Source organism: Mucilaginibacter sp. OK283 (assembly GCF_900110415.1).
GTDB lineage: Bacteria > Bacteroidota > Bacteroidia > Sphingobacteriales > Sphingobacteriaceae > Mucilaginibacter.
In genome coordinates this window covers 699738-720688 of sequence record NZ_FODR01000001.1, presented here as the reverse complement: position 1 = coordinate 720688, position 20951 = coordinate 699738, and the positions used below count along the sequence as shown (strand labels likewise).

The window sequence follows — 20951 nt, the reverse complement described above, 5'->3', positions numbered from 1 at the left end:
TTAAATCTCATGCTTTTTTTATGCTCATATATTGTTGATGGCTAAAAAATAACCTTGCCGGTAGCGGTAACCAACGATGCTATACGTACAGCATCAAAAATGCGCTCCTCGGTAGTTGCTAATTTTATCAGCGAATCTTCATGGGCGTTTACGCACATTTCGCAGCCATTTACAGCCGAAACCGCCAGGCTCATCAACTCAAAAAACTCTTTCCCGGTAACAGGCTTCATCATCAGCTGCATGCGGATGCGTGCTGGAATCTGGGTATATTTTTCTTTTTGCGTAAAATGCCTAAACCTGTAAAATACATTATTTGAGGCCAGCAACGATGCGCAGCCCACAGCCTCGCCAATTTCGGCAGCGGTAGCTTCCTGTATTTCGGCGTATTTGGTAAAGTAATTGGTAAGCGGCGTGTTGTTGTTATTAACCGCGATGCTTAAACCCAACAGGGCACATTCCTTGGCGGTTAAATGAGCCGATGTAAGCGTGCTTGTAAAATTCAGCTTCAAATCGCGTAAATAGCGCGATTCACCTTTTTCTAACAGTGTAAGGCTGGTGGTACGGTAATCTTTATCTAATCCAATACTTTCCAGTATTTCCTGGATCACTTCGGTACTTTCGTTCATGGTGTTTTGTTTTTATGCTTAAAGAGAAGGCTTTGATACCATTTTGATATTAATTTTTAAGGGCTTGTTCTCCACTGTCATGCTGAGGCACGAAGCATCTATTGTCTGCCATGCATTTTGCATTCGCATGGTTCCAGCAGACGTTTCTTACTACCTTTAACCTATCCAATTTTCCTGTCATCCTGAGGTACGAAGGATCTATCAGCTATGCAAGACCGATAGTAAAGTTCGCGAACAGATGCTTCGTACCTCAGCATGACAGTTTTTTATTGTGTGTGATTTCAACCGCCCATCGTTGGTGTTGTCACCAATAATCAACTTATAAAAAATCCCCGCACAATAATTAACTGTACGGGGAACATATGTTGTAGGGGGAATTAAACGGTAAGTGTTTCCTGGCCTTTTTCCCAGTTGCATGGGCAAAGTTCGTCGGTTTGTAAACCATCCAGTACACGTAAAACTTCTTTAACGTTACGGCCTACGCTTAAATCGTTAACAGATACCCAACGGATAATGCCGGTAGGATCGATGATGAAGGTAGCACGGTAAGCGATTTTTTCGGTTGGCTCTAATATGCCCAAGTCTTCGGCCAATGATTTTGAAGTATCGGCAAGCATCGGGAATTTCAAATCGCGCAGGTCGTCATGATCGCGTCTCCAGGCAGCGTGTACAAATTCCGAATCGGTAGAAGCACCAATTAAACGGGTTTCGCGGTCGCGGAACTCGCCATAGTTTTTATTGAACTCAGCAATTTCAGTTGGGCATACAAAAGTGAAATCTTTTGGCCACCAGAACATTACTGTCCAAACGTTATCATCATTCACCAAATACTCAGAAGTAAGTGTTTCAAACTCTTTACCTTTTTCAAGGCTAACTACGGCCGTTTTAGAAAACTGGGGGAATTTTTGTCCTATCGTTAACATAAGTGTCTTTTTATTATTATTTATGCAAATATACTGATTTAAAAGTCAGCCTTCCATTCTAAAAATCTATACTCTATAGATTTTATTGATAGTTTAGTTTAACATTATCTAAAAGGGCCTTCCGTAGTTAAATCTGCCCGGTTAACAAATATTTTGGCATCAGATTAAAATATCTATATTGGTATCATGAAAACCAAACCTATTCTGATCATAATTGCGATTGTTGTGCTGCTGATTTGCAGCTTTTTATTTATCCGGGGCAAATACCTGAGCAAACCCGAGAAGGGCGAAATAACGCAGTTTTTGAATGCTTTTAACGCGCAAATAAAAGCCGGCAACATTGATTCGGCCAGCGCTTATTTTGAAGACAATCAAAAAAGTAAACTGGTAAGGGTATTGTTAAGCGTACTTACCAATAAAACCAATACCGGCGGTAAGAAGAAGCCCATTTTTACGGTGAGTTTAAATACCGAAGATGCCCTGATAAAATTGACAAATCCCGAGTTTGCTACTGCAACGATAGCTGCCACTTTTAAGAATGCTAATCTGCCGGAAGAAAAATCGACCTTAACGTTTACCATCCATAAAATGGATGACAAAAACTACAAAATAACCCAGGTAAATGCGCTTGGCTTTGTGAAGGATTATGTGACCTACCAGGCAAAAGTATATAACAAAATTACGCCCGAAAAAGATATTTATAGTGCTATTACACTTGCCGCATTTAAAACGGCCGAAAAGTTAAAAACGAAGTACGATAGTGTAATATGGTTTGATCATGTTAATAGCAAAACATTCTTTTACGTAGTAAAAGGTAAATTCCCGGTTGATTTCTATAACCCAAATCCATATAAAACAAAACACGACGAGTTTAAAATGGGACTTCTAAATCCTGACCTTAAAGAGATAATCCCGGTTGAATATGATTTGATACACAATGTTGGTGGCACTGTAGATGGTTTAATTGAAGTTGAAAAAGGTGGTAAAAAAGGTCTGTATAACATTGATGGTAAATTAATTGCTGATGCTGATTACGACGATATTTATCCGTTAAAAACCGGTGAGAATTTAGCAGTATTGAAAAACGGCGAAGGCTTCTTCTATCTGAAGGGGGATACCTCGATATCTGATAAGATAACGGATTTTAAAATTGCCGACGCGATAACTCAAATTAAAACTTTTGGCGAATCCTATGAATTATCAGAAAAGAGCTCAAAAAATATTATGGAGTACAATTCGCGGGATTGGTCAACCTCGATCATTATATCGCCATCCTATCTTGCCAACCTGCAGCTGTTGCCCCGGTTTATAGATTTTCCTAACCCGCTACGAAAATTATCAGGAACCGAATCTGAGGAAATGCAGGATGGCAGCGGGTCGATAGCCGTTTCATTTGATGGTGCAGGTAAAGAAGAAAGTGCTGATAATTGGTTCCAAAGCGTTTATTATACTATTGCCAATGACTACTTAGGCGGTCGCGGAGGGCTTTACCGAAGTAAAAATGTGCTTGTAGTTGATAAAAAGCGCAACCAAATATTGGGCTTTAATGCGGATTTAAGCTTAGGAGAAGAGGAAAGTACCGGCAACCTGACCGGCGATTGCCGCGAATACTCGATTAAAGCACTTAACGATTCATTGTTTGAGTTTAAAACAACATCTGATATCGGGGTGAGATTACAAGGTGAGGCCGTCAGTATTGACGAGGGCAGATTGTATCATTACCTGCAAGTAAAGGGGGGCAAATTTGTAGCGTTGGAATCAAAAAGGGTATTCCCTACACAATATGTAAAGCTTGACGATTCATACTTACAGGCTTGTTACACTTTGGGTTTTGGAGTATATCCGGACAGAAAAACCAAAACGGTAGATCACCTCACTAAGGAAATGCTAAAGTATATGAAAAATGAGATCTACGCTTCTTATAAATACAGGTTTAAAGCTAAAGAATGGAGTGATGTTTTTGAGTATCGTTTCCAGTCGGCCGATACAACAAAGAATGCAAATGTTGATGATTCGCTTACTGTTATCGATAAATACAACATCGCATTTATTAACAACAAGCTAAACGAAAAACCATTAAATATTAAAAAGATCAACGCTTTAACTTCCAGATGAGTATTACCGCAAGGCTATTAAGATACTTTGCTTTTATATGGATAGCCATTTTAAGCCTGGGTACCTTTTATGAGAGTTTTGCGCATAATCATGCTTTCTTTTTGGGTTTTAAACAGGCAGCTATTAAAACAGGCTGGTACATGCCGGCATTTTATTGCCATATTTTTGCCAGCAGCATTATATTACTGGTTGGCTTTTTCCAGTTTTCAAAAACAGTATATACCAACCGGCGGCTACATAAGGTATTAGGGAATATATATATCATTGGCGTATTGTTTATAGCCGCGCCCGGGGCCTACGTGATGACCCTGTTTGTTGGCCGGGGCACGGGTGTTTTTATATCGTTCCTGGTACAAAATACGCTTTGGGTAGTTTCAACTGTGCTGGCATTCACCCTCGTTAAAAAAGGGAATATTGATGAACATGTTAAAATGATGCGCCGTAGCTACGGGCTTGCCTTTGGTGCGGTAACCCTAAGGTTTTATATCCTGCTTTTCCACGTTTTTGGCAACGGGGTAAACTTTGATAACAATTATATCATCATCGCTTTTTTAAGCTGGGTGCCAAATTTGGTACTGGTGGAAATGATTAATATAAAAGAAGCGAAGCCCCAGCCCCCTAATCCCCTGAAGACGAAGCCCCCCAGCCCCCTGAAAGGGGAGCTTTTTGATTAGCAGAAAGGCCTGGCGTTTCGCACCAGGCCTTTCTGTTTTTTGCTTCTCCGCTGTTGTTCCCCCTTCAGGGGGTTAGGGGGCTTCACCTATAGAATAAACTTCGTGCTCAGGAAATTAGATTCGTTGTCGTTTACAATGTCATTAATGATCTGTTTGTTCGCATCGTTCATTTTGGTAGCCACTAACGAACGGATGGAGAAAGCCCTTAACGCGTCATGTACCGAAAGGGTGCCCTCGGCACTATCTTTACGACCGGTGAAAGGGAATACATCCGGGCCGCGCTGGCACTGACTGTTGATGTTTACCCGGCTTACCAGGTTCACAAACGGATCTATCAGCGAGGAGATCTCTTTGGCATCGTTACTAAATATGCTCACCTGCATACCATGCGGCGAATCTATCTGGTACTCAATAGGCTCCTCTATTGATTCAAACGGAACAACCGGAATTACCGGGCCAAACTGCTCTTCGCGGTACAGTTTCATTTTTTCATTAACCGGGTATACGATGGCAGGGTAAAAGAATGAGGCCACCGTTTCGCCGCCGTTTTCGTTAATTACTTTTGCCCCATTGGCGATAGCATCTTCAACAATATCGGTAAGGTAAGCTGGCTTATGCGGCTCGGGCAAAGGCGTAAGTTTTACGTCTTTATCCCAGGGCAAGCCAAACGGCAATTTAGCAACGGCTTCGCTCAATAGTTTCAAAAACTCGTCGGCTACATCTTTTTGAACAAATATCATTTTTATGGCCGTACACCGCTGGCCGTTAAACGATAATGCGCCTAAAATGCATTCGCTTACTGCTAAAGAGAGGTCGGCGTTTTTGGTTACGATGGCGGCGTTTTTGGCATCCAAACTTAATACCGCACGCAAACGGTTTATTTTGGGGTGCCGTTTTTTAAGGTCATTGGCTACCTTGCTTGAGCCGATAAAGGCCAGTACATTTACTTTGCCCGAAGCCATCAACCCTGGTGTTACCACAGAACCCCGGCCATAAATGGTGTTCACCACGCCCTTAGGGAACGACTCCTGGAAAGCCCGTAACAGTGGGTAATGTAAAAGTGTACCATGCTTTGGTGGTTTAAAAAGTATGGTATTGCCCATAATAAGGGCGGGGATTAATGTGGTGAAAGTTTCATTCAACGGATAATTAAACGGCCCCATGCACAGCACCACACCCAACGGCGAGCGGCGAATCTGGGCAATCAACCCCTCGGCCATTTCAAACCGCGACGACTGGCGGTCGATATCTTTAAGCGCATCGATGGTTGCATTAATGTACTCGATGGTGCGGTCAAACTCTTTGGCCGAATCGCCATAGGATTTACCTATCTCCCACATCAGCAGTTTTACCACCAGGCTGCGCTGTTCGCTCATCTTGTAAATAAAGCGCTCCATGCATTTAATACGGTCGGCAATGCTCATGGTGGGCCACTCGCCCCGGCCATTGTCATAGGCTGCAATCGCGGCATCTAATGATTCAAAGGCTTCCTTTTCGGTACAAACGGGGTAGGTTCCAATTAGCTTGCGGGCAAAGTTGCCATCGGCATCAAAAAAGCCAATTGGCGAGTATACTTCGTTTACTTCGCCATCCCATGGTTTCATTTCGCCATCGCTCAGGTATTCACGCTGGTGTACTTCTTCTGTCTGAAACCCAAAGCCAATCTGGCTTTCGGGCACAAATATCGAAGTTATCTGGTCTTTAAAACTCATATTCTATAGGTATTAGATTTTTATAAAGGTAAAAAAAGCCTGCTTTTATAAGCAAGCTTTTTTATGGTCGATAAGCAGAATTACGAAATTTGTAATTCAGGCACTCTCTTTATATAATACCATACCTGCGTGATAAAAAACACCGTCTTTAAAATCACCTTCGGCTACAAAGCCGGTATCATCCAGGTATTCAACGTGGTTGCCTAACCTGTTATAGTAACCGGTATAAGCGCTTTTTATATCGCCGCGCGCTTCATCGTAACGACCGTTTGGTAAAAATTCATGGCGTATATAACCGTCTTTGGTTACCCAAACGCCTATATGCTCGTTATTTTTTGTTGTTAAAAACCAGTTGAGGTTGTTAATTCTTTCCATGTTTCCAAATCGTTTTGTACCGATGCTATTTTTTGGTGGGCCAGTTGGTAGGCATCCTCACCTAAAAATAAATTCAATGGGGCATCGGGTTGGTTTGCAATTTTTATCATCGCAGCCGCTGCTTTTTCAGGATCACCGGCTTGTTGCTGGTCCATCTGATTTTGGTGCAGGTTTTGCGAGTCGCGTACATTTTGGTAAGCATCAATCGGGTTTTTAGGGACAATCAGCGATCCTTCTGAAAGGAAGTTGGTACGGAAGTATCCCGGCTCCACAATGGTTACTTTGATGCCAAATGGTTTTACCTCGGCATCTAAAGCTTCAGAGAAGCCATTTACAGCGAATTTGGTAGCACAGTAAACCCCAAACCCCGGATAGCCACCAACAAAACCACCTATTGATGATATATTGATAATATGACCTGATTGTTGTGCACGCAGGTAAGGCAATACTTTGCGGATGATGTTTAATGACCCGAACACGTTTACATCAAAGTTGTCGCGGGCCTCCTGGTCGGTTGTTTCTTCCAGGCCGCCCAGCATGCCGTAGCCGGCGTTGTTAACTACCACGTCTATTTTACCAAAAGTGCTGATGGTTTTTTCGATAGCCTGCTGAACGCTTTCTTCACTTTTGATGTTAACCGCAAGGGGTAAAAACGCATCGCTGGTTATGCCTACCGCGTTTTCAAGGTCGCTGATGTTTCTTGATGTAGCGGCTACTTTATAGCCTTCACTTAATAGCTTTTTTACAAGGGTAAGTCCCAGCCCTTTTGAGGCGCCGGTTACAAACCATATATTTTGATTGCTCATGATTGTTTTGATTTATTGGGTGATTTCACTGAGTGTTAAATGATTTCACCGGTTAATTATTTGTGTTAATTATCTTGTTTGCCCAAGGGGCCTAATCACCAGTTCGTTGACAGATACATTGCCGGGTTGGCCGATGGCGTAAATTACTGCATCTGCTATAGCGTCTTCGTCCATTTTAGGCATGTTTTTAAGGTTGCCGTACAGGGCTTTTATCTTTGGGCTGGTAATATCATGCCCCAGTTCGGATTGCGTTGCGCCCGGGAAAATAGTGGTTACCTTAATGGTTTGTGCCACTTCTTCGCGTAGGGTTTCCATAATGGCCTTTACCGCGAATTTAGTTGCGGAGTACACACCAATACCAGGAGATGTTTTGATACCGCCAACGGACGAGGTTGCCAGGATATGGCCCTGCCCGCGTTGCAGCATGTGTGGCAACACAGCATTAATGCCATATAGCACCCCTTTAATATTGATGTCGATCATCCGGTCCCACTCATCAACCAGGCCTTCCTCAAAAAAGGATATGGGCATAATGCCGGCATTGTTCCACAACACATCTACATGGCCAAACTTGTCGATAGCCTGTTGGATAAGGTTATCCAGATCGGCACGTTTGCTTACATCAGTTGGTATATAGATGGCATTGTCGCCTATTTCGGCAACTATGGCCTTTAGCTGGTCTTCCCGGCGGGCGGCCAATACAACTTTGGCACCAAGCGCGGCCAACTTTTGGGCAGCAACGGCACCAATCCCGCTGCTGGCGCCGGTTATCACTATAACTTTGTTTTTAATATTTTCCATCGTTATTGTTTTTAGGCACATGTAAGCACTTAAAAATCAGTGGCGCAGGTAGTATTCTCCCATTCGTGAATTTCCTTATACAAGCCGTCCAGTTTAGTGAGAGCGCGGTTATATGCGTCGCCACCCAACAGCAAACGGAGCGGCGGATTTTCTTCATAAACCACGTTGATGATGCTTGCAGCCGCTTTTTCAGGATCGCCTGCCTGCTGGCCATTCATGCTCAGGTATTTGCAGTGCGAGTGCCTTACATCTTCATATTCGGCAATAGGATTTTGGGTAACTGTTAACGAATCGGCGGTAAGAAAGCTGGTGCGGAACGCGCCCGGAGCTACTACCGTAACTTTGATACCCAACGACTTAACATCCAGAGCCAATACTTCCGACAGGCCAATTACTGCCGATTTGGCCGCTGCGTATACCGCCCACCCTGTGCCTCCTGTAATACCTGCTATCGATGCGATATTTATAATATGCCCCGAGCGCTGTTTACGCAGGTAAGGCATCACAAACCTGATTACGTTGAGGGTAGCAAATACATTTACATCAAAAGCCGAGCGGGTTTCGGCATCGGTAAGTTCCTCAATAGCACCGCCAATGCCATAGCCGGCATTGTTAATAACCACATCTATCCGGCCAAATGTTTCATAAACATGTTGCAACGCCAGTGATACGCTGCTCTCATTAACCAGATCAACCTGTAAGGGTAAAAAATCAGCGCTGTTTGAACCAACGGCAGCTACAAGCTCCTGCTGGTTCCTGGAAGTGGCGGCAACAAGCTGGCCAGCATCCAGTAATTGTTTTACTAAACTGAGCCCGAACCCTTTGGAGGCGCCAGTGATAAACCATACTTTTTTGTTGTCCATAGTGTGTTTGTTTTTGATAAAACAAAGGTAATATGACAGCAAAAGGGAGTAATTACGCTATTCAAACCAATTATTACGAAATTCAAACATTTCTGAACCGTGATGGCGTAACCTGGGTTTGTTTTTTGAAAAAGTTATTGAAATGCGTTGGTTCCTCAAAACCCAGGCAGTAACCTATTTCAGAGATATTCCAATCCGTATGGCGCAGGAGGGATTTGGCTTCGCTCAGCAGGCGGTCGGCGATGTGGTCGGTGGTGGTTTTGCCGGTGGTTTCGCGGATGGCGCGGTTGAGGTGGTTTACGTGTACCGATAACCGTTGCGCGAAATCATTGGCCGACCGCAGGGCAAAGCGCTGCGAAGGCGTTTCTATCGGAAACTGCCTCTCCAGCAGCTCGGTAAATACCGATGTTATGCGTGATTTGGCATCGGCGTGTTTATAAACATTTTCGGATGGCTGGGTTTTTAATGCATAGTAGCACAATTCGGTTACATAATTGCGAATCAGTTCGTACTTGAAAGCGTAATCAGAAGCAATCTCATCCGTCATCTTACGAAACAGGCCCGTAACGTATTCATCCTGTGTACGATCAAGCTGGTACACCGGTTTGGCGTTAAGGCCGAACATGGGCAGTTCGCTCAAACCATTGCGAAACCGCTCCACAAAAAACTCCTCGGTAAAAATGCAGAAAAAGCCCGTGCGGTCGTCGCTCATGTGCTCAAACGTATAGGGCACAAGCGGGCTAAAAAACATGAGCGAAGTACCCGACAGCGTAATGCTTTTATCAGCATAATGGATAATGTTTTCGCCCCGCATCAGGCTTATCTTATAAAAGCTGCGGCGGCTGTAGGTAACCGGTTTGGCATTGGGGCCAATACAATCCTCAATTTTAAAAACATTAAAATGACCGATGTTTTGCTGCAGGTTATTGGGCAGCCAGTCGAATTTGTTTTTGTAAAAATCTTCAAGTGTTTCGGTAGTCATAATCAAAATTACAAAATTCAAACCACATGTCAAGTGGCGCCTTGAGTTTTACATTCAGATTACCCTGTTTCTGCCCCCCTGCCATACCCCTCGTAGCATCTTCGACTATCCTTTCACACACCTTCCGGGTACCTGCTACGCACCCTTAGCACACCAATGAACCCTTTATTGTATTTCGTGCTAAAACTCCGCCTCCTTTACATCATCCCGGTGTGGCTTCCTGAATTTTGCAGCGCTTTTTTTGATGTAGGTAAAAATATCATAGTCGCTCATTTTGCGTACCTGGGCGGCGGCGGGCCGGTACTGGTTAATGAAATGGTATAACGAATCGGATTGAAGGCCGGTGAGCTGGGCCACGCGCTCGTCGCTAAAGCGGCTATCTACATATTTGCCCTCCTCGTCGCGGATGAGCGCCTGTTTAAACCTGTAGGCATTGCTGTGTTTGTAGGTAAGCAGGGCAATAAACTGGCTGGGCACAATGGAAACGCCTGCCATGGGTATGGGCCCGACAGATGCGCCCGGCCTGATGATATCCGAAAACTTTGGCGGATGGCTGTTAAAATCCCGGGCAAACTGAATGCGGTTACTGATGGAATCTTTCACCCTATCGCGCCGGGCACTGATGTTTACCTGCTGCAGCTGGATAGTGGCTTGCTCCAACTGTACAATCACATCCCCGGTTGCTGCAGGGGCCACCGCCTGCTTAAACGATTTATAACCCTGTATTTTTACTTTTAACGTATCCCCCTGCCTGGCAACACCAATGCTGAATATGCCCTCCATGTCGCTTATGGCCGTGGAGTTTGTTGTGCTTACCAGCGCGCCGCTAATACGCAGGCCGGTTGCCTTATCGGTTACTATACCGTTTATTTTTTGCCCGTAGCCCGCAAGGCCGGTGCAAATAAAAAATATGATAAGCAGGTGCCGCATAGGTGGTGGTGGTAAGTTCTAAGTCATAAGCCCCAAATCTTAAGTCGAAAGTTCTGAGTCGAAAGGCATCTTTTTAAACTTTGTACTTAGGGCTTCCGACTCAAAACTTAGAACTTTATTAATGAGCTCCTTACAAATATAACCGGGCGGCGACTTTCGTGGATTGTGTTTAACATATTTTAACCAAACGCGCCTTGCATCACACAGGTTGTAAAAAACAATCAAACAAAGCGCCGTGCCTGCCAAAAGAAAAGCCGCGCACAATATATTTACCTACGTTGCCTGGTTTTGCGCTAATGCAAATATCTTGCGAAATAATTACCTGTTAGTAACCATACCGAAAGGGTACCGGTCTTTTATTACGGGCAAAGAGGACTTTGATTATTGCGGCTACAGTTTGTTGAAAACAACTCGACCAAAGGGAGGCAGACGCCGAGGAATACCAACAACCGGGAAGCACGGTATTTTAATATTCACTCGCCTTATAATTATTGAATATATATATTAATTTAGCATAGCTCCCGAATGTTATAACTCAGCCGGCTGGCATATGAAAGCGTTTCATTTATTACCTAAAATTATTGCTTATTAAATAATAATAACAATTTCAACCTAAGTACCATGACACATAAAACTGAACCCAAAAAAGATCCCTCAAAAACAGCCATCAGCCTTGAGCTTGCCAAAATCCGTATCGACAGGTGGCTAAATGCCATGCTGCAAATACCTGGCTTTAAAAAAAATCCGGAATCCATTCCACGGGCTCTTTATATCTCCTTTGCAGATATTACAGCAATACAAGAGGAATGTAAAAACTACTATAATGAAGACACGCTGGTTGGCATCAGGGTGTATTTCGGGATAGCCGGCGAAACAATGCCTACCTCGGCAACCCCCGACGATATGCGCGGGCTTATTGTACCTGTTTTAAAGGTTAACCATTCGGCACCGTATACTGATGCAGTACATAAGGATGCCAGTAATCCTGACCCGAACGATACCAATGTTTATGATTTTACATCACCCTGCCCTAAATATTGCGATCAACAAAGTGAATTGTATGTACCTGTTTCTTAGCTACATCATTTGTAAATGAATCATATATACGTTACGGTTATAGTGCCGGCAACTGTTTTGATACCCATAGGTACCGGTTTAATAAAAACTGTTTACAAAAACCAACCCTCAAAAACAATGCTGTTATACCTGCTATTTGCAGGTGTAACAGATGTTATTGAGCGAATAATGGGGTTGCATAACATCAATAATTTGCCGTTACTGCACTTTTATACCATTGCAGAATATTTATTTATACTCAGATTCTTTCAATTGTCCATAAACAAATCCGGAGTCTCCTGGATAATTTGGGCCTTATTTATTTTATTCCCTCTGTTGAGTGTGCTTGATTTTCTTTTTATACAAAACATATATGAATACAATTCTTATCCCAGGCCTATTTCTGCTCTAATTATAATTGGCTTGTGTATGTATTATTTTTTAAATTACAGTAATCAAGAAAATAAAACACCCTGGGTAACTATCCCCGTAAACTGGATTGTAACCGGTTTATTAATATACTTTTCCAGCTCATTCGCTTATTTTGCTTTTTTAAATCTCATTACTCAAAAAGCGAGTGACAATCTCTATTTCATTTTCGGAGGTATCCATGCTACCCTCGTACTACTGATGTACCTTATGGTGGCAGCTGGCTTTTTACAGGTAAAAAATGAAGGATAATATTTACGTTTTATTACTGATTAGCATGGGCGGCCTGTTCATGCTGGTAGTATCTTTTGTGCTTATTTTTATCCGCAACCAAAACAACCTGTTAAAAAAGCAACACCAATTACAACAGGCAGAACTTGCGCACCAGCAGGAACTGTTAAAAACCATCATCGTATCGCAGGAAGCGGAGCGTAAGCGCATTGGCCAGGATTTGCATGACGATGTTGGCACCGCCCTGTCAAACCTGCGCATCACTATCGAAATGTTTAATAATGTGGCTACAACCGGCAGCGGTGAATTTTCAAGCACCTGTAAATATCAGATAGATAAAATTGTACAGGATGTAAGGCATATCTCGCATAACCTGTCGCCGCCCGGTCTTGAACTGTATGGCTTTATGGGGACTTTAGAAGACCTGGCCGAGTTTATCACCGCCACGGGCAAACTGCAGGTAAACATTACCGACAACGCCAACCCGGTAACCGATAAGCTTGGTGCCAATGTATCCCTGTCCCTATACCGGGTTTTTGAAGAATTATTAAATAATACCCTTAAACACGCCAATGCCAGCCTGGTAAATATTAAGTTTGATATAGCTGACGATTACCTGCTAATTAGTTACCACGACGACGGTCGGGGTATTGCAGCTGCCGACAAAACAAAAAAAGGAATGGGCAGGCAAAACATCGAAAGCAGGCTGGGCATTATCGGAGCAGCTTATGAGGTTAATTTGCCAGGCCGCAAAGGGTTTAATATGAGCATCCGGCTTAAAACAGATAATATTTAAAAATGGAACAAATAAGGGTAGCCATTGTCGACGATCAGAATATTTTCAGACAAAGCCTGGCAGTACTCATTAACAGCGTACCCAATTTTGAGCTGGTTGCCGATGCCGGAAGCGCAGCAGACCTGCTCGGCATCTTAAAAACCATCCCTTCAATCCCCGAGGTGCTGTTGCTGGATATGAATATGCCCGGCATGAACGGCATCGAGCTTAACCAGATTTTACAGGAACAGTACCCGCAAATAAAAGTGATGGTGCTGTCTGTACATTCGCAGGAAAGGCTTATAGCCAAAATGGTTTCGGCAGGCGCTTCCGCCTATCTTTTTAAAAATTGCGATAAGGAAGAATTGATTACGGCGATACAAACCGTTCATCATACCAGCTTTTATATTAACCGGCAAACACTGGTAGCGATCCAAAATACCGCCGCCCGCCGTAGTAAAACCACAAACGTTTTCAGCACCTCGCCTTTTGAGCTCACCAACCGCGAAAGAGAGGTGCTTGAGCTTATTTGTAAAGAATATGCCAGCGCCGAAATTGCCCAGAAGTTATTCTTAAGCATTCGCACTGTAGAGGGCCACCGCAACAACCTGCTCCTTAAAACCCAAAGCCGCAATACCGCCGGCCTGGTGCTATATGCCGTTAAACACCAATTGATAGAGGTGCTTTAACCCCGTCTGCCATACGTACAACTACTTTAATACCCCGTATTACTACCTGTTTTATAATATCCGCATTACTGCGCTTAAGCCGCCCGCAAGTATCCCGTTACTTTGAATTGTCAAACAAAACAAGAAAGCGCTTTCAATCCTGGATGACAAAAAAGGCCGATGCCGAAAAGCCTGAACAGAGTAGGTAAAAAAATTACAAATAAAAGAAATCATGGGAAAAATTATAAGTGCCGTAACTGACGGCATCGATGGAATTGTAGGAGCGATAACCAGTACCGTTTCCGACGCCACCGCTACAGCCGCACAACTTACAACTTTAGCAACAAGTTTCGCGGTAACACCTTCGGCTTCATTAAAGGCCCCCGCATTAAAAGGTTACGCGGTTGGCTTACATAAAAATCACGCCTTCAACAGGTCATTACTTTTAAGCGACGATCAACAGGATATCGGGCCCTTAATCAAAAGTACCATGAAGGCTGCATTAGCAAAATCACAAAACGTTTTTGCAAGCACTTACACCGGCGATACAGGTATCCGCTCTGATAACGGCCTTGTTAATAACTATTGTGGTAACGGTGCAGATGCGCAGCCCTCAGACCCAACTGTTGAAGCTGCAATTGTGCAACTCAAACAACAGCTATCACAAAATTTTGTGAACTGGCAGTTCCCGGTAAATGACGACATGCTACAAAATATGGCGCAAACAATGGTTCTTGAAGTGTTCACAAAAGCCGGTACCGGCGATACTTCGGTGGGAACTTATTCCATTAGTAATAACCAGTCAATTGATTGGACGTTAACCTATGGTTTATTTAGCATTACCGAAAGCCCGTCGACACAAGGACTGATTTACGCATTCTCGGCTGCCTTCAATAGCGGGTTTTAACAGCAGATATTTTTATGGTAAAAGTAAAGCCGTCTTTTGACGGTTTTACTTTTTTATACGTGATGAAGGTTCTATTTCATACTGCTGTTCCCGAAATCATTTGTTCTCCACCCCGGGCGGCCACACAATATTCTGCCCTAAAAATTTCTTTCTTCCCTGTTCTCCGTTGTCTGCCGTCGTTCGGATATCTCCGAGCCAATATACTTGTAGTTTATATTATTATAGGTGCAGATCTTTGGAGTAATATGACGTCCCGCACTACTCTGCAGGCATTTTTCGCTAATACAAGACTCCGGCCTTGTGCACCATGTGGTATGTAATGAGTATGCAAATCCCAAATGTTAGTTACCTTAGTCTCGGTAGTTATCAACTAAAAGCATAGCAGTTCGGGGCAGAAACATTTGAACAGCAAACAGCCGCGAACAGCATACGGTTAAAAAAATCAAACAAATCTTCCTGCTGTTTACTTATTCAATACAAGCTTTGTTTAATGATTTTTATTCGTCAATAACTTGTAACTTGCTTCATATTAACCAATAAAACATTACCCATTATGAAAAGTATCACATTCAAAAAATCATTTATGCTCGTTTTGTTCGGCATCATGATGTCGTTTACTGTTATGGCACAGGAAAAAGCAAGTCCTGCGGCTACCGCCACCGGCACTATAAACGGCGCGGCGGTAACTATTGCTTACAGCAGCCCTGCGGTTAAAGGCCGTACCATATGGGGTGGCCTTGTGCCTTATGACAAAGTATGGCGGGCCGGTGCCAACCAGGCAACCATTTTTACTACCGATAAGGCTTTAACCATACAAGGTAAAACCATCCCGGCCGGCAAATACAGCCTATACGCAGTACCGGGCGAAAAAGAATGGAAAATTATCTTCAATTCGCAAACCGGGCAGTGGGGCATTAACCGCGATGGCACCACCACCCAGGACCCCGCAAAAGATGTAGCTGTAGTAACCGCTACCCCCGGAAAATCAGCAGGTATGAGTGAAAGACTAACCTACACCATTTCGGGAAAAGGATTTGAGTTAAATTGGGAAAATTTAACAGTGCCTGTAGTGTTTGATTAAAAGCTGAAAGCAGAAGGCTAAAAGCTGAAAGCATCAAACAGGTATAATCTTAAAGTCGAATGCAGAAAGCATCAAACTAATGCATGGGCTTCAAAACAGATATAGCAGGTTACAAAAAAGCCGCCTCATTTTTATTGACGGGGCGGCTTTTTTTAATTCAGTTATTAAAAATTACTACTTATCTTTTAAAAACTTGCCCAGCGCTTTGCCTGCCGTCGCGTATGATTCGGCTAACCTTGTGCCGGTATCATAATCGTAACCGCCAAAAGTACGGCCGGGCGCTTTTTCAACCGATATGGTGGCAATTACCTTGCTCCTGTTAGCCGTTTCAACAATTACGGCGTCGCCGCTAATCTTGGCGTTTTCGCGGCTGATATAAATATTGTAGCCGGGCTCGGTAAAATAAGTGTTAAATATAATGGTGTATTTGGCGGTTTTGCTTTGGCTCATTTGCGAGTATTTTTCAAACAATTCCATAAATTTAGGCTCAAAATTAGCCTGCCTGTCGCCCACCCATGATTTTACCCAGGTATCGCCTCTGCCATCTTCTTTTTTATTATAATCTGCTCTTTTGCGTTCCAGGTAATCGGCTTCGTCTTTGTATTTGCCAACGGCCATGTTGTTGTAAGTAAATTCAACATTGACGGTTGTTTCGCTTTTTAGCGGAGTAAAGTCGCCATCTTTTAATTTAACTTTCTGGGCCATAGAGGTTGCCGAGAACGATAGCAGCGCGATAAAAGCTGCCCCGGTAATAAAAATTTTCATTTTGTGATTAGTTTTGATTTGGAAATAAAGCTATATAAATATTTTGATTAAACAATAGGGATTTTTGTGGGTGGTTGGATTGGGTTGATTGGTTGAACAGACGTTAAAAAACCGTCGTTGCCGCCTCCAGCCTTATGGCCCGCTGATAGGTAAAAGCCATGCTAAGTAATAAATATACCCCCCGGATGCTTAATTTCATCTGGGAGTTTTTGTATATAACGCTTTTTGTATAGGGTTAAATTAATCAACGAGAGCTAAAAAATCAGCAAATCTACCTCGCCGCCATTACCTCGTTCGTAAGCTTCACAAAATCGGCCACGCTCAGGCGCTCGGCGCGCAGGTCAAGCGTTGGGTTGTCGGTCATTTTTTCTTTGTTAATGAGGGACGATATGGCGTTGCGCAGGGTTTTGCGGCGCTGGTTGAAGCCGGCTTTTACAATTTGCCAGAATAGTTTTTCGTCGCACTCAAGGTTTTCGGCCTGGTTGCGGGTAAGGCGGATAACGGCCGAGAGTACCTTGGGCGGCGGGTTAAATACGCCGGCTTTAACGGTAAATAAATACTCTACTTTATAATAGGCTTGCAAAAATACACTCAGGATGCCGTACTCTTTGCTACCCGGTTTGGCGGCGCAGCGTTCGGCAACTTCTTTCTGGAACATGCCCACTACCTCGATAACCTGGCTGCGGTTATCCAACACCTTGAAAAGTATTTGCGACGAAATATTGTAAGGGAAATTACCAATGATGGCGAAGGGCTTATCAGTAACGGTTTTAAAATCCATTTCCAAAAAGTCGGCATTCATGAGGCGGTTGCCCAACTGGGGATACTTCTTTTTAAGGTATTGTACCGATTCATCGTCGATATCAATTACCGAGGTTTCATACTCGGTCTTGAGCAATAAAAAATCGGTGAGTACGCCCATTCCGGGGCCAACTTCCAGCACATTGGTAAACCTGCCTTCGGGTTTCAGGCTGTCTACAATTTTGGCTGCAATATTTTTATCGGTTAAAAAGTGTTGCCCTAAATGTTTTTTTGCCCTTACCAATGTCATTATCTGTCAAATATTTGAGCAAATTACGTGATATTTGCGCATTGATTGGGAACAAATGTTTTATTTGCAGGGGGAAAGAGGTTAAAGGCGAAAGGTAAAAGGCAAAAGGCCCGGGTTGGGAAGAGGTTAAAGGCGAAAGGTAAAAGGCAAAAGGCCCGGGTTGGGAACAGGTTAAAGGCGAAAGGTAAAGGGTGAAAGGCCCGGGTTGGGAACAGGTTAAAGGCGAAAGGTAAAGGGTGAAAGGCCCGGGTTGGGAACAGGTAAAGGGTGAAAGGCAGGAATTGGAACCGGATAATAAACTGTAATTCTGAAAATTCTAAAATCCTGTAAATCCCGGTTCAGACAGGTTGCGTTAGGGATTGAAGTGGATACCGGCCTGTGGCTAAGGCCTGTGCAGTATGAACGTAAAGCCCGGCCCGAAGGGAACGCCCGTTTTTGTAGTAAGTAGTAAGTATCAAGTAGTAAGATATACCGCGGGCCAAAGAATTAAGAGTCAGGAATCAAGACGGGGGCGTTTTAGATTAGAAGATTAAGAAATAAGAACAAAAATAATCCTGGAGATAGTTTCAGGGTAACCAATATAAATTCAATCACGGATTAATTAGTGAAATCACCTCCAATAATCGGTGAAGTCACCCAAAAATCAGTGTAATCATAAAATAAAAATGAGCGATAAAATAAAAGTAGGCATCAGCATAGGCGACGTTAACGGAATAGGTTTAGAGATAATTATTAAAACCCTGGCCGATAGTAAAATTTATGATTATTGTACGCCTATTGTTTATGGCCATACCAAGGTGGCGTCGTTCCACCGCAGGGCTACTAATATTGCCGAACTGAATTTCCAGGTGATTAACGACCCATCGCAAACCCAGCATAAAAAACCCAACATGATTAATTGCTGGGAAGAGGACGTAAAAATTGAACCGGGCATGGTTACCGAAGCCGGTGGTAAATACGCATTTATTTCGTTGGAGCGTGCTACCTACGATTTAAAGGAGGGTTACATTGATGCCCTGGTTACGGCGCCTATTAATAAAGATAACATCCAGAGCGATAAATTTAACTTTCCCGGCCATACCGAGTATTTGCAGGAGCGCGACGGCGCAGCCGAATCGCTGATGTTTTTGGTGAGCGACACCTTGCGGGTTGGTGTGGTTACCGGCCATATCCCGGTATCGAAAATATCTGAAAGTATTACTGTTGATAAAATTGTGGCCAAACTTAAGCTGATGAACCACAGTTTGCAAAATGATTTCTGGATACGCAAACCCAAAATTGCCGTACTGGGGCTAAATCCGCATGCCAGCGATAACGGTTTAATTGGCCACGAAGAAAAGGATACCATTATACCCGCTATTGAACTTGCCCGCGATAACGATGTACTGGCTTTTGGCCCCTACCCTGCCGATGGCTTTTTTGCCAATGGCACTTACCTGCAGTTTGATGCGGTGCTGGCCATGTACCACGACCAGGGGCTGATCCCTTTTAAACAAATTGCTTTTGAATCGGGGGTGAATTTTACCGCCGGGTTAAAATTTGTACGCACATCGCCAGATCATGGTACCGCTTATGATATTGCCGGTAAAAACCTGGCATCGGAGGTATCGTTCCGCGAGGCCTTATTTACTGCTATTCACATAGTTAAGCATCGCCGCGAAACGCTGGAACTGAACGAAAACCCCTTGGCATTTAGCAAACTGAGCCGCGACAGGGACTAAAAAAACCATTTAGTAACCATAATGTTTCAATTTAATTACCGTTTAGTTAAAACATTTGCTTTACTAATGCATTTACTCCCTTGATGAATACTTTTTCGGACCGGATACGATCCATCGATGCTTTTCGTGCCTTTACGATGCTGCTCATGATTTTTGTGAATGATCTTGACGGTATTCCGGGTACGCCCCAATGGCTCAAGCACGTTGCCGAAAACGCTGATGGACTGGGTTTGGCAGATACTATTTTCCCGGCTTTTTTATTTATCGTTGGCTTATCTATCCCCTTCGCATTTCAAAACAGGTTAAAAAGCGGTAATTATAAATTATTGTCGCGCATAGCCAGCAGATCGCTGGCGCTGGTGTTCATTGGTTTTTTTCACGCCAATATGGAAACCTATAATGAGGCTGCCACCGCCCTGCCCAAGCCCGTATGGGAAAGCCTGGTTACCTTCAGCTTTTTTTTTATATTTTTAGATTACAGCAAAGATACCAGCAACCTGAAACGTTACCTGCTGCAGGGTTTTGGAGTAGCGTTGCTGATAGCCATGTCGGCCCTGTACCGCACCAGCGATCCGGGACATACCTGGCTGCATTTTAGCTGGTGGGGCATTTTAGGCCTGATAGGCTGGAGCTACCTGGTATGCGCGCTTATTTACTATTACTCGGGCGGGCATTTATGGATACAGGCCACGGCCTGGATATTTTTCATGATGTTTAACCTGGATGTTCATTTTGGTTTCTTTAATTTTTTAGAACCGGTACAGCAATACGTTTGGATAGCGGGCAATGGCGCCATGCAGGCTTTTACCATGGCAGGGGTGTTTGTATCGGTGCTGTACATGCGCCTTAAGGCCAATAACGAGCTTAAAATGTTATGGGCGGCACTAATACTCATCGCCATCATACTGTTTAACCTGGGCTTTATTGTGCGCTACTTTAGCGGCGGCATCAACAAAACAAGAGATACCCCTTCATGGGTTTTAATATGTACCGGCATCAGCCTGATAGCTTATGCCATATTTATTTTTGTGGTTGATTTTAAGCACAAATACAAATGGTTTAAAATTATTGAGCCGGCAGGCACCAATACGTTCACCTGCTATATTGTTCCTTTTATATTTTATCCGCTGTATGAAATGAGCAATATTGGCTACCCCGAATACCTTAGCCAGGGCACCGGCGGACTGATCAAATGCATTGTTTTTGCCTTTGTAATGGTGTGGCTTACCGGGCTGCTGGATAAAATAAATGTGAGGCTGAAGATTTAGTGTTAAGTCCTGAGTGCTAAGTATTGAGCCCGAAGCCATAAGTCGAAGATTTTTGATTTAGAACCTGTCTAAATTTGGTTTACTAATCCGTTTATGCTTCTAATGAAAGGATAACAAAGTATTTAGTATGTCGATTACGACTCACCCGGTCGAGGCTACGCCCAACCACCCTCTCGCCGGCTGAAGCCGCAA

Annotated in this window: 21 protein-coding genes; 10 read left to right on the top strand and 11 right to left on the bottom strand. The window is 43.6% G+C overall.

Annotated features, from left to right (window positions below; translation table 11 throughout):
- Positions 1-41 precede the first annotated feature (41 nt).
- A complete protein-coding gene (locus BMX56_RS03075; RefSeq protein WP_090640614.1) occupies positions 42-626 on the bottom strand; it encodes a carboxymuconolactone decarboxylase family protein in 585 nt (194 codons plus the stop codon).
- 377 nt (positions 627-1003) lie between these two features.
- On the bottom strand, positions 1004-1549 hold the full coding sequence (locus BMX56_RS03070; protein WP_090470236.1) for a peroxiredoxin: 546 nt from the start codon (positions 1547-1549) through the stop codon (positions 1004-1006).
- A 186-nt stretch (positions 1550-1735) separates the two neighbouring features.
- Here BMX56_RS03070 and BMX56_RS03065 point away from each other — a divergent pair, with 186 nt between their 5' ends.
- Complete coding sequence (locus BMX56_RS03065) at positions 1736-3664, top strand: WG repeat-containing protein (RefSeq protein WP_090640611.1); 1929 nt, start codon at positions 1736-1738, stop codon at positions 3662-3664.
- Positions 3661-4338: a DUF2306 domain-containing protein gene (locus tag BMX56_RS03060; RefSeq protein ID WP_090640606.1), complete on the top strand. Its 678-nt coding sequence runs from the start codon at positions 3661-3663 to the stop codon at positions 4336-4338. The genes BMX56_RS03065 and BMX56_RS03060 overlap by 4 nt, the downstream gene beginning before the upstream one ends.
- 86 nt (positions 4339-4424) lie before the next feature.
- Here the strand turns inward: BMX56_RS03060 and BMX56_RS03055 are convergent, their stop codons facing one another.
- The 7 genes from BMX56_RS03055 to BMX56_RS03025 all read right to left on the bottom strand — a co-directional run bounded on the left by BMX56_RS03055 (position 4425) and on the right by BMX56_RS03025 (position 10807).
- On the bottom strand, positions 4425-6050 hold the full coding sequence (locus tag BMX56_RS03055) for an NADP-dependent glyceraldehyde-3-phosphate dehydrogenase (RefSeq protein ID WP_090640596.1): 1626 nt from the start codon (positions 6048-6050) through the stop codon (positions 4425-4427).
- A 96-nt stretch (positions 6051-6146) separates the two neighbouring features.
- The gene (locus BMX56_RS03050; protein ID WP_090640590.1) at positions 6147-6425 is read right to left on the bottom strand and encodes an Atu4866 domain-containing protein; all 279 of its coding nucleotides are present in this window, start codon (positions 6423-6425) and stop codon (positions 6147-6149) included.
- Positions 6392-7231, bottom strand: coding sequence for an SDR family oxidoreductase (locus tag BMX56_RS03045; RefSeq protein WP_090640587.1), 840 nt, complete (start codon positions 7229-7231; stop codon positions 6392-6394). The genes BMX56_RS03050 and BMX56_RS03045 overlap by 34 nt, the downstream gene beginning before the upstream one ends.
- Positions 7232-7300: 69 nt before the next feature.
- Positions 7301-8032 carry an SDR family oxidoreductase gene (locus BMX56_RS03040; RefSeq protein ID WP_090640582.1) on the bottom strand — a complete coding sequence of 244 codons (732 nt, stop codon included), beginning with the start codon at positions 8030-8032 and terminating at the stop codon, positions 7301-7303.
- A 29-nt stretch (positions 8033-8061) separates the two neighbouring features.
- Positions 8062-8895 carry an SDR family NAD(P)-dependent oxidoreductase gene (locus BMX56_RS03035; RefSeq protein WP_090640579.1) on the bottom strand — a complete coding sequence of 278 codons (834 nt, stop codon included), beginning with the start codon at positions 8893-8895 and terminating at the stop codon, positions 8062-8064.
- 82 nt (positions 8896-8977) lie between these two features.
- Positions 8978-9877 carry a helix-turn-helix domain-containing protein gene (locus BMX56_RS03030; protein WP_218152367.1) on the bottom strand — a complete coding sequence of 300 codons (900 nt, stop codon included), beginning with the start codon at positions 9875-9877 and terminating at the stop codon, positions 8978-8980.
- 180 nt (positions 9878-10057) lie between these two features.
- Positions 10058-10807 carry a carboxypeptidase-like regulatory domain-containing protein gene (locus BMX56_RS03025; protein ID WP_090640576.1) on the bottom strand — a complete coding sequence of 250 codons (750 nt, stop codon included), beginning with the start codon at positions 10805-10807 and terminating at the stop codon, positions 10058-10060.
- A gap of 621 nt (positions 10808-11428) precedes the next feature.
- On the opposite strand from BMX56_RS03025, the gene BMX56_RS03020 reads away from it, so the two are divergent.
- From BMX56_RS03020 to BMX56_RS02995, 6 genes are all read left to right on the top strand, one after another.
- Positions 11429-11884 (top strand): hypothetical protein, encoded by a 456-nt coding sequence (locus BMX56_RS03020; protein WP_090640572.1) that lies wholly within the window; start codon positions 11429-11431, stop codon positions 11882-11884.
- A gap of 117 nt (positions 11885-12001) precedes the next feature.
- The gene (locus BMX56_RS03015; protein WP_143065349.1) at positions 12002-12544 is read left to right on the top strand and encodes a hypothetical protein; all 543 of its coding nucleotides are present in this window, start codon (positions 12002-12004) and stop codon (positions 12542-12544) included.
- On the top strand, positions 12534-13319 hold the full coding sequence (locus BMX56_RS03010) for a sensor histidine kinase (protein WP_090640564.1): 786 nt from the start codon (positions 12534-12536) through the stop codon (positions 13317-13319). Before BMX56_RS03015 ends, BMX56_RS03010 begins: the two co-directional genes overlap by 11 nt.
- A gap of 2 nt (positions 13320-13321) precedes the next feature.
- Positions 13322-13987, top strand: coding sequence for a response regulator transcription factor (locus BMX56_RS03005; protein WP_090640560.1), 666 nt, complete (start codon positions 13322-13324; stop codon positions 13985-13987).
- 211 nt (positions 13988-14198) lie between these two features.
- The gene (locus tag BMX56_RS03000) at positions 14199-14873 is read left to right on the top strand and encodes a hypothetical protein (protein ID WP_090640557.1); all 675 of its coding nucleotides are present in this window, start codon (positions 14199-14201) and stop codon (positions 14871-14873) included.
- A gap of 553 nt (positions 14874-15426) precedes the next feature.
- On the top strand, positions 15427-15954 hold the full coding sequence (locus tag BMX56_RS02995; RefSeq protein WP_090640552.1) for a DUF2911 domain-containing protein: 528 nt from the start codon (positions 15427-15429) through the stop codon (positions 15952-15954).
- A gap of 174 nt (positions 15955-16128) precedes the next feature.
- Here the strand turns inward: BMX56_RS02995 and BMX56_RS02990 are convergent, their stop codons facing one another.
- Positions 16129-16719 (bottom strand): hypothetical protein, encoded by a 591-nt coding sequence (locus BMX56_RS02990; protein WP_090640549.1) that lies wholly within the window; start codon positions 16717-16719, stop codon positions 16129-16131.
- Positions 16720-16990: 271 nt separating this feature from the next.
- Positions 16991-17770 (bottom strand): 16S rRNA (adenine(1518)-N(6)/adenine(1519)-N(6))-dimethyltransferase RsmA, encoded by a 780-nt coding sequence (rsmA, locus tag BMX56_RS02985; protein WP_090640544.1) that lies wholly within the window; start codon positions 17768-17770, stop codon positions 16991-16993.
- A gap of 665 nt (positions 17771-18435) precedes the next feature.
- On the opposite strand from rsmA, the gene pdxA reads away from it, so the two are divergent.
- Together pdxA and BMX56_RS02975 are read left to right on the top strand one after the other, a co-directional pair.
- Positions 18436-19491 carry a 4-hydroxythreonine-4-phosphate dehydrogenase PdxA gene (gene pdxA / locus BMX56_RS02980; protein ID WP_090640540.1) on the top strand — a complete coding sequence of 352 codons (1056 nt, stop codon included), beginning with the start codon at positions 18436-18438 and terminating at the stop codon, positions 19489-19491.
- A gap of 83 nt (positions 19492-19574) precedes the next feature.
- On the top strand, positions 19575-20759 hold the full coding sequence (locus BMX56_RS02975) for a DUF5009 domain-containing protein (protein WP_090640536.1): 1185 nt from the start codon (positions 19575-19577) through the stop codon (positions 20757-20759).
- Positions 20760-20951: the final 192 nt, after the last annotated feature.

Bases quoted from the DNA above. Each gene is read 5' to 3' on its own strand.
- BMX56_RS03060 (WP_090640606.1), top strand. From the start codon at position 3,661: ATGAGTATTACCGCAAGGCTATTAAGATACTTTGCTTTTATATGGATA.
- BMX56_RS03010 (WP_090640564.1), top strand. From the start codon at position 12,534: ATGAAGGATAATATTTACGTTTTATTACTGATTAGCATGGGCGGCCTG.
- BMX56_RS03030 (WP_218152367.1), bottom strand. From the start codon at position 9,877: ATGACTACCGAAACACTTGAAGATTTTTACAAAAACAAATTCGACTGG.
- BMX56_RS02975 (WP_090640536.1), top strand. From the start codon at position 19,575: ATGAATACTTTTTCGGACCGGATACGATCCATCGATGCTTTTCGTGCC.
- BMX56_RS03000 (WP_090640557.1), top strand. From the start codon at position 14,199: ATGGGAAAAATTATAAGTGCCGTAACTGACGGCATCGATGGAATTGTA.
- BMX56_RS03025 (WP_090640576.1), bottom strand. From the start codon at position 10,807: ATGCGGCACCTGCTTATCATATTTTTTATTTGCACCGGCCTTGCGGGC.
- BMX56_RS03050 (WP_090640590.1), bottom strand. From the start codon at position 6,425: ATGGAAAGAATTAACAACCTCAACTGGTTTTTAACAACAAAAAATAAC.
- BMX56_RS03075 (WP_090640614.1), bottom strand. From the start codon at position 626: ATGAACGAAAGTACCGAAGTGATCCAGGAAATACTGGAAAGTATTGGA.
- BMX56_RS03020 (WP_090640572.1), top strand. From the start codon at position 11,429: ATGACACATAAAACTGAACCCAAAAAAGATCCCTCAAAAACAGCCATC.
- BMX56_RS03005 (WP_090640560.1), top strand. From the start codon at position 13,322: ATGGAACAAATAAGGGTAGCCATTGTCGACGATCAGAATATTTTCAGA.
- BMX56_RS02990 (WP_090640549.1), bottom strand. From the start codon at position 16,719: ATGAAAATTTTTATTACCGGGGCAGCTTTTATCGCGCTGCTATCGTTC.
- BMX56_RS03015 (WP_143065349.1), top strand. From the start codon at position 12,002: ATGCTGTTATACCTGCTATTTGCAGGTGTAACAGATGTTATTGAGCGA.
- BMX56_RS03070 (WP_090470236.1), bottom strand. From the start codon at position 1,549: ATGTTAACGATAGGACAAAAATTCCCCCAGTTTTCTAAAACGGCCGTA.
- BMX56_RS03055 (WP_090640596.1), bottom strand. From the start codon at position 6,050: ATGAGTTTTAAAGACCAGATAACTTCGATATTTGTGCCCGAAAGCCAG.
- BMX56_RS02995 (WP_090640552.1), top strand. From the start codon at position 15,427: ATGAAAAGTATCACATTCAAAAAATCATTTATGCTCGTTTTGTTCGGC.
- pdxA (WP_090640540.1), top strand. From the start codon at position 18,436: ATGAGCGATAAAATAAAAGTAGGCATCAGCATAGGCGACGTTAACGGA.
- rsmA (WP_090640544.1), bottom strand. From the start codon at position 17,770: ATGACATTGGTAAGGGCAAAAAAACATTTAGGGCAACACTTTTTAACC.
- BMX56_RS03065 (WP_090640611.1), top strand. From the start codon at position 1,736: ATGAAAACCAAACCTATTCTGATCATAATTGCGATTGTTGTGCTGCTG.
- BMX56_RS03040 (WP_090640582.1), bottom strand. From the start codon at position 8,032: ATGGAAAATATTAAAAACAAAGTTATAGTGATAACCGGCGCCAGCAGC.
- BMX56_RS03045 (WP_090640587.1), bottom strand. From the start codon at position 7,231: ATGAGCAATCAAAATATATGGTTTGTAACCGGCGCCTCAAAAGGGCTG.
- BMX56_RS03035 (WP_090640579.1), bottom strand. From the start codon at position 8,895: ATGGACAACAAAAAAGTATGGTTTATCACTGGCGCCTCCAAAGGGTTC.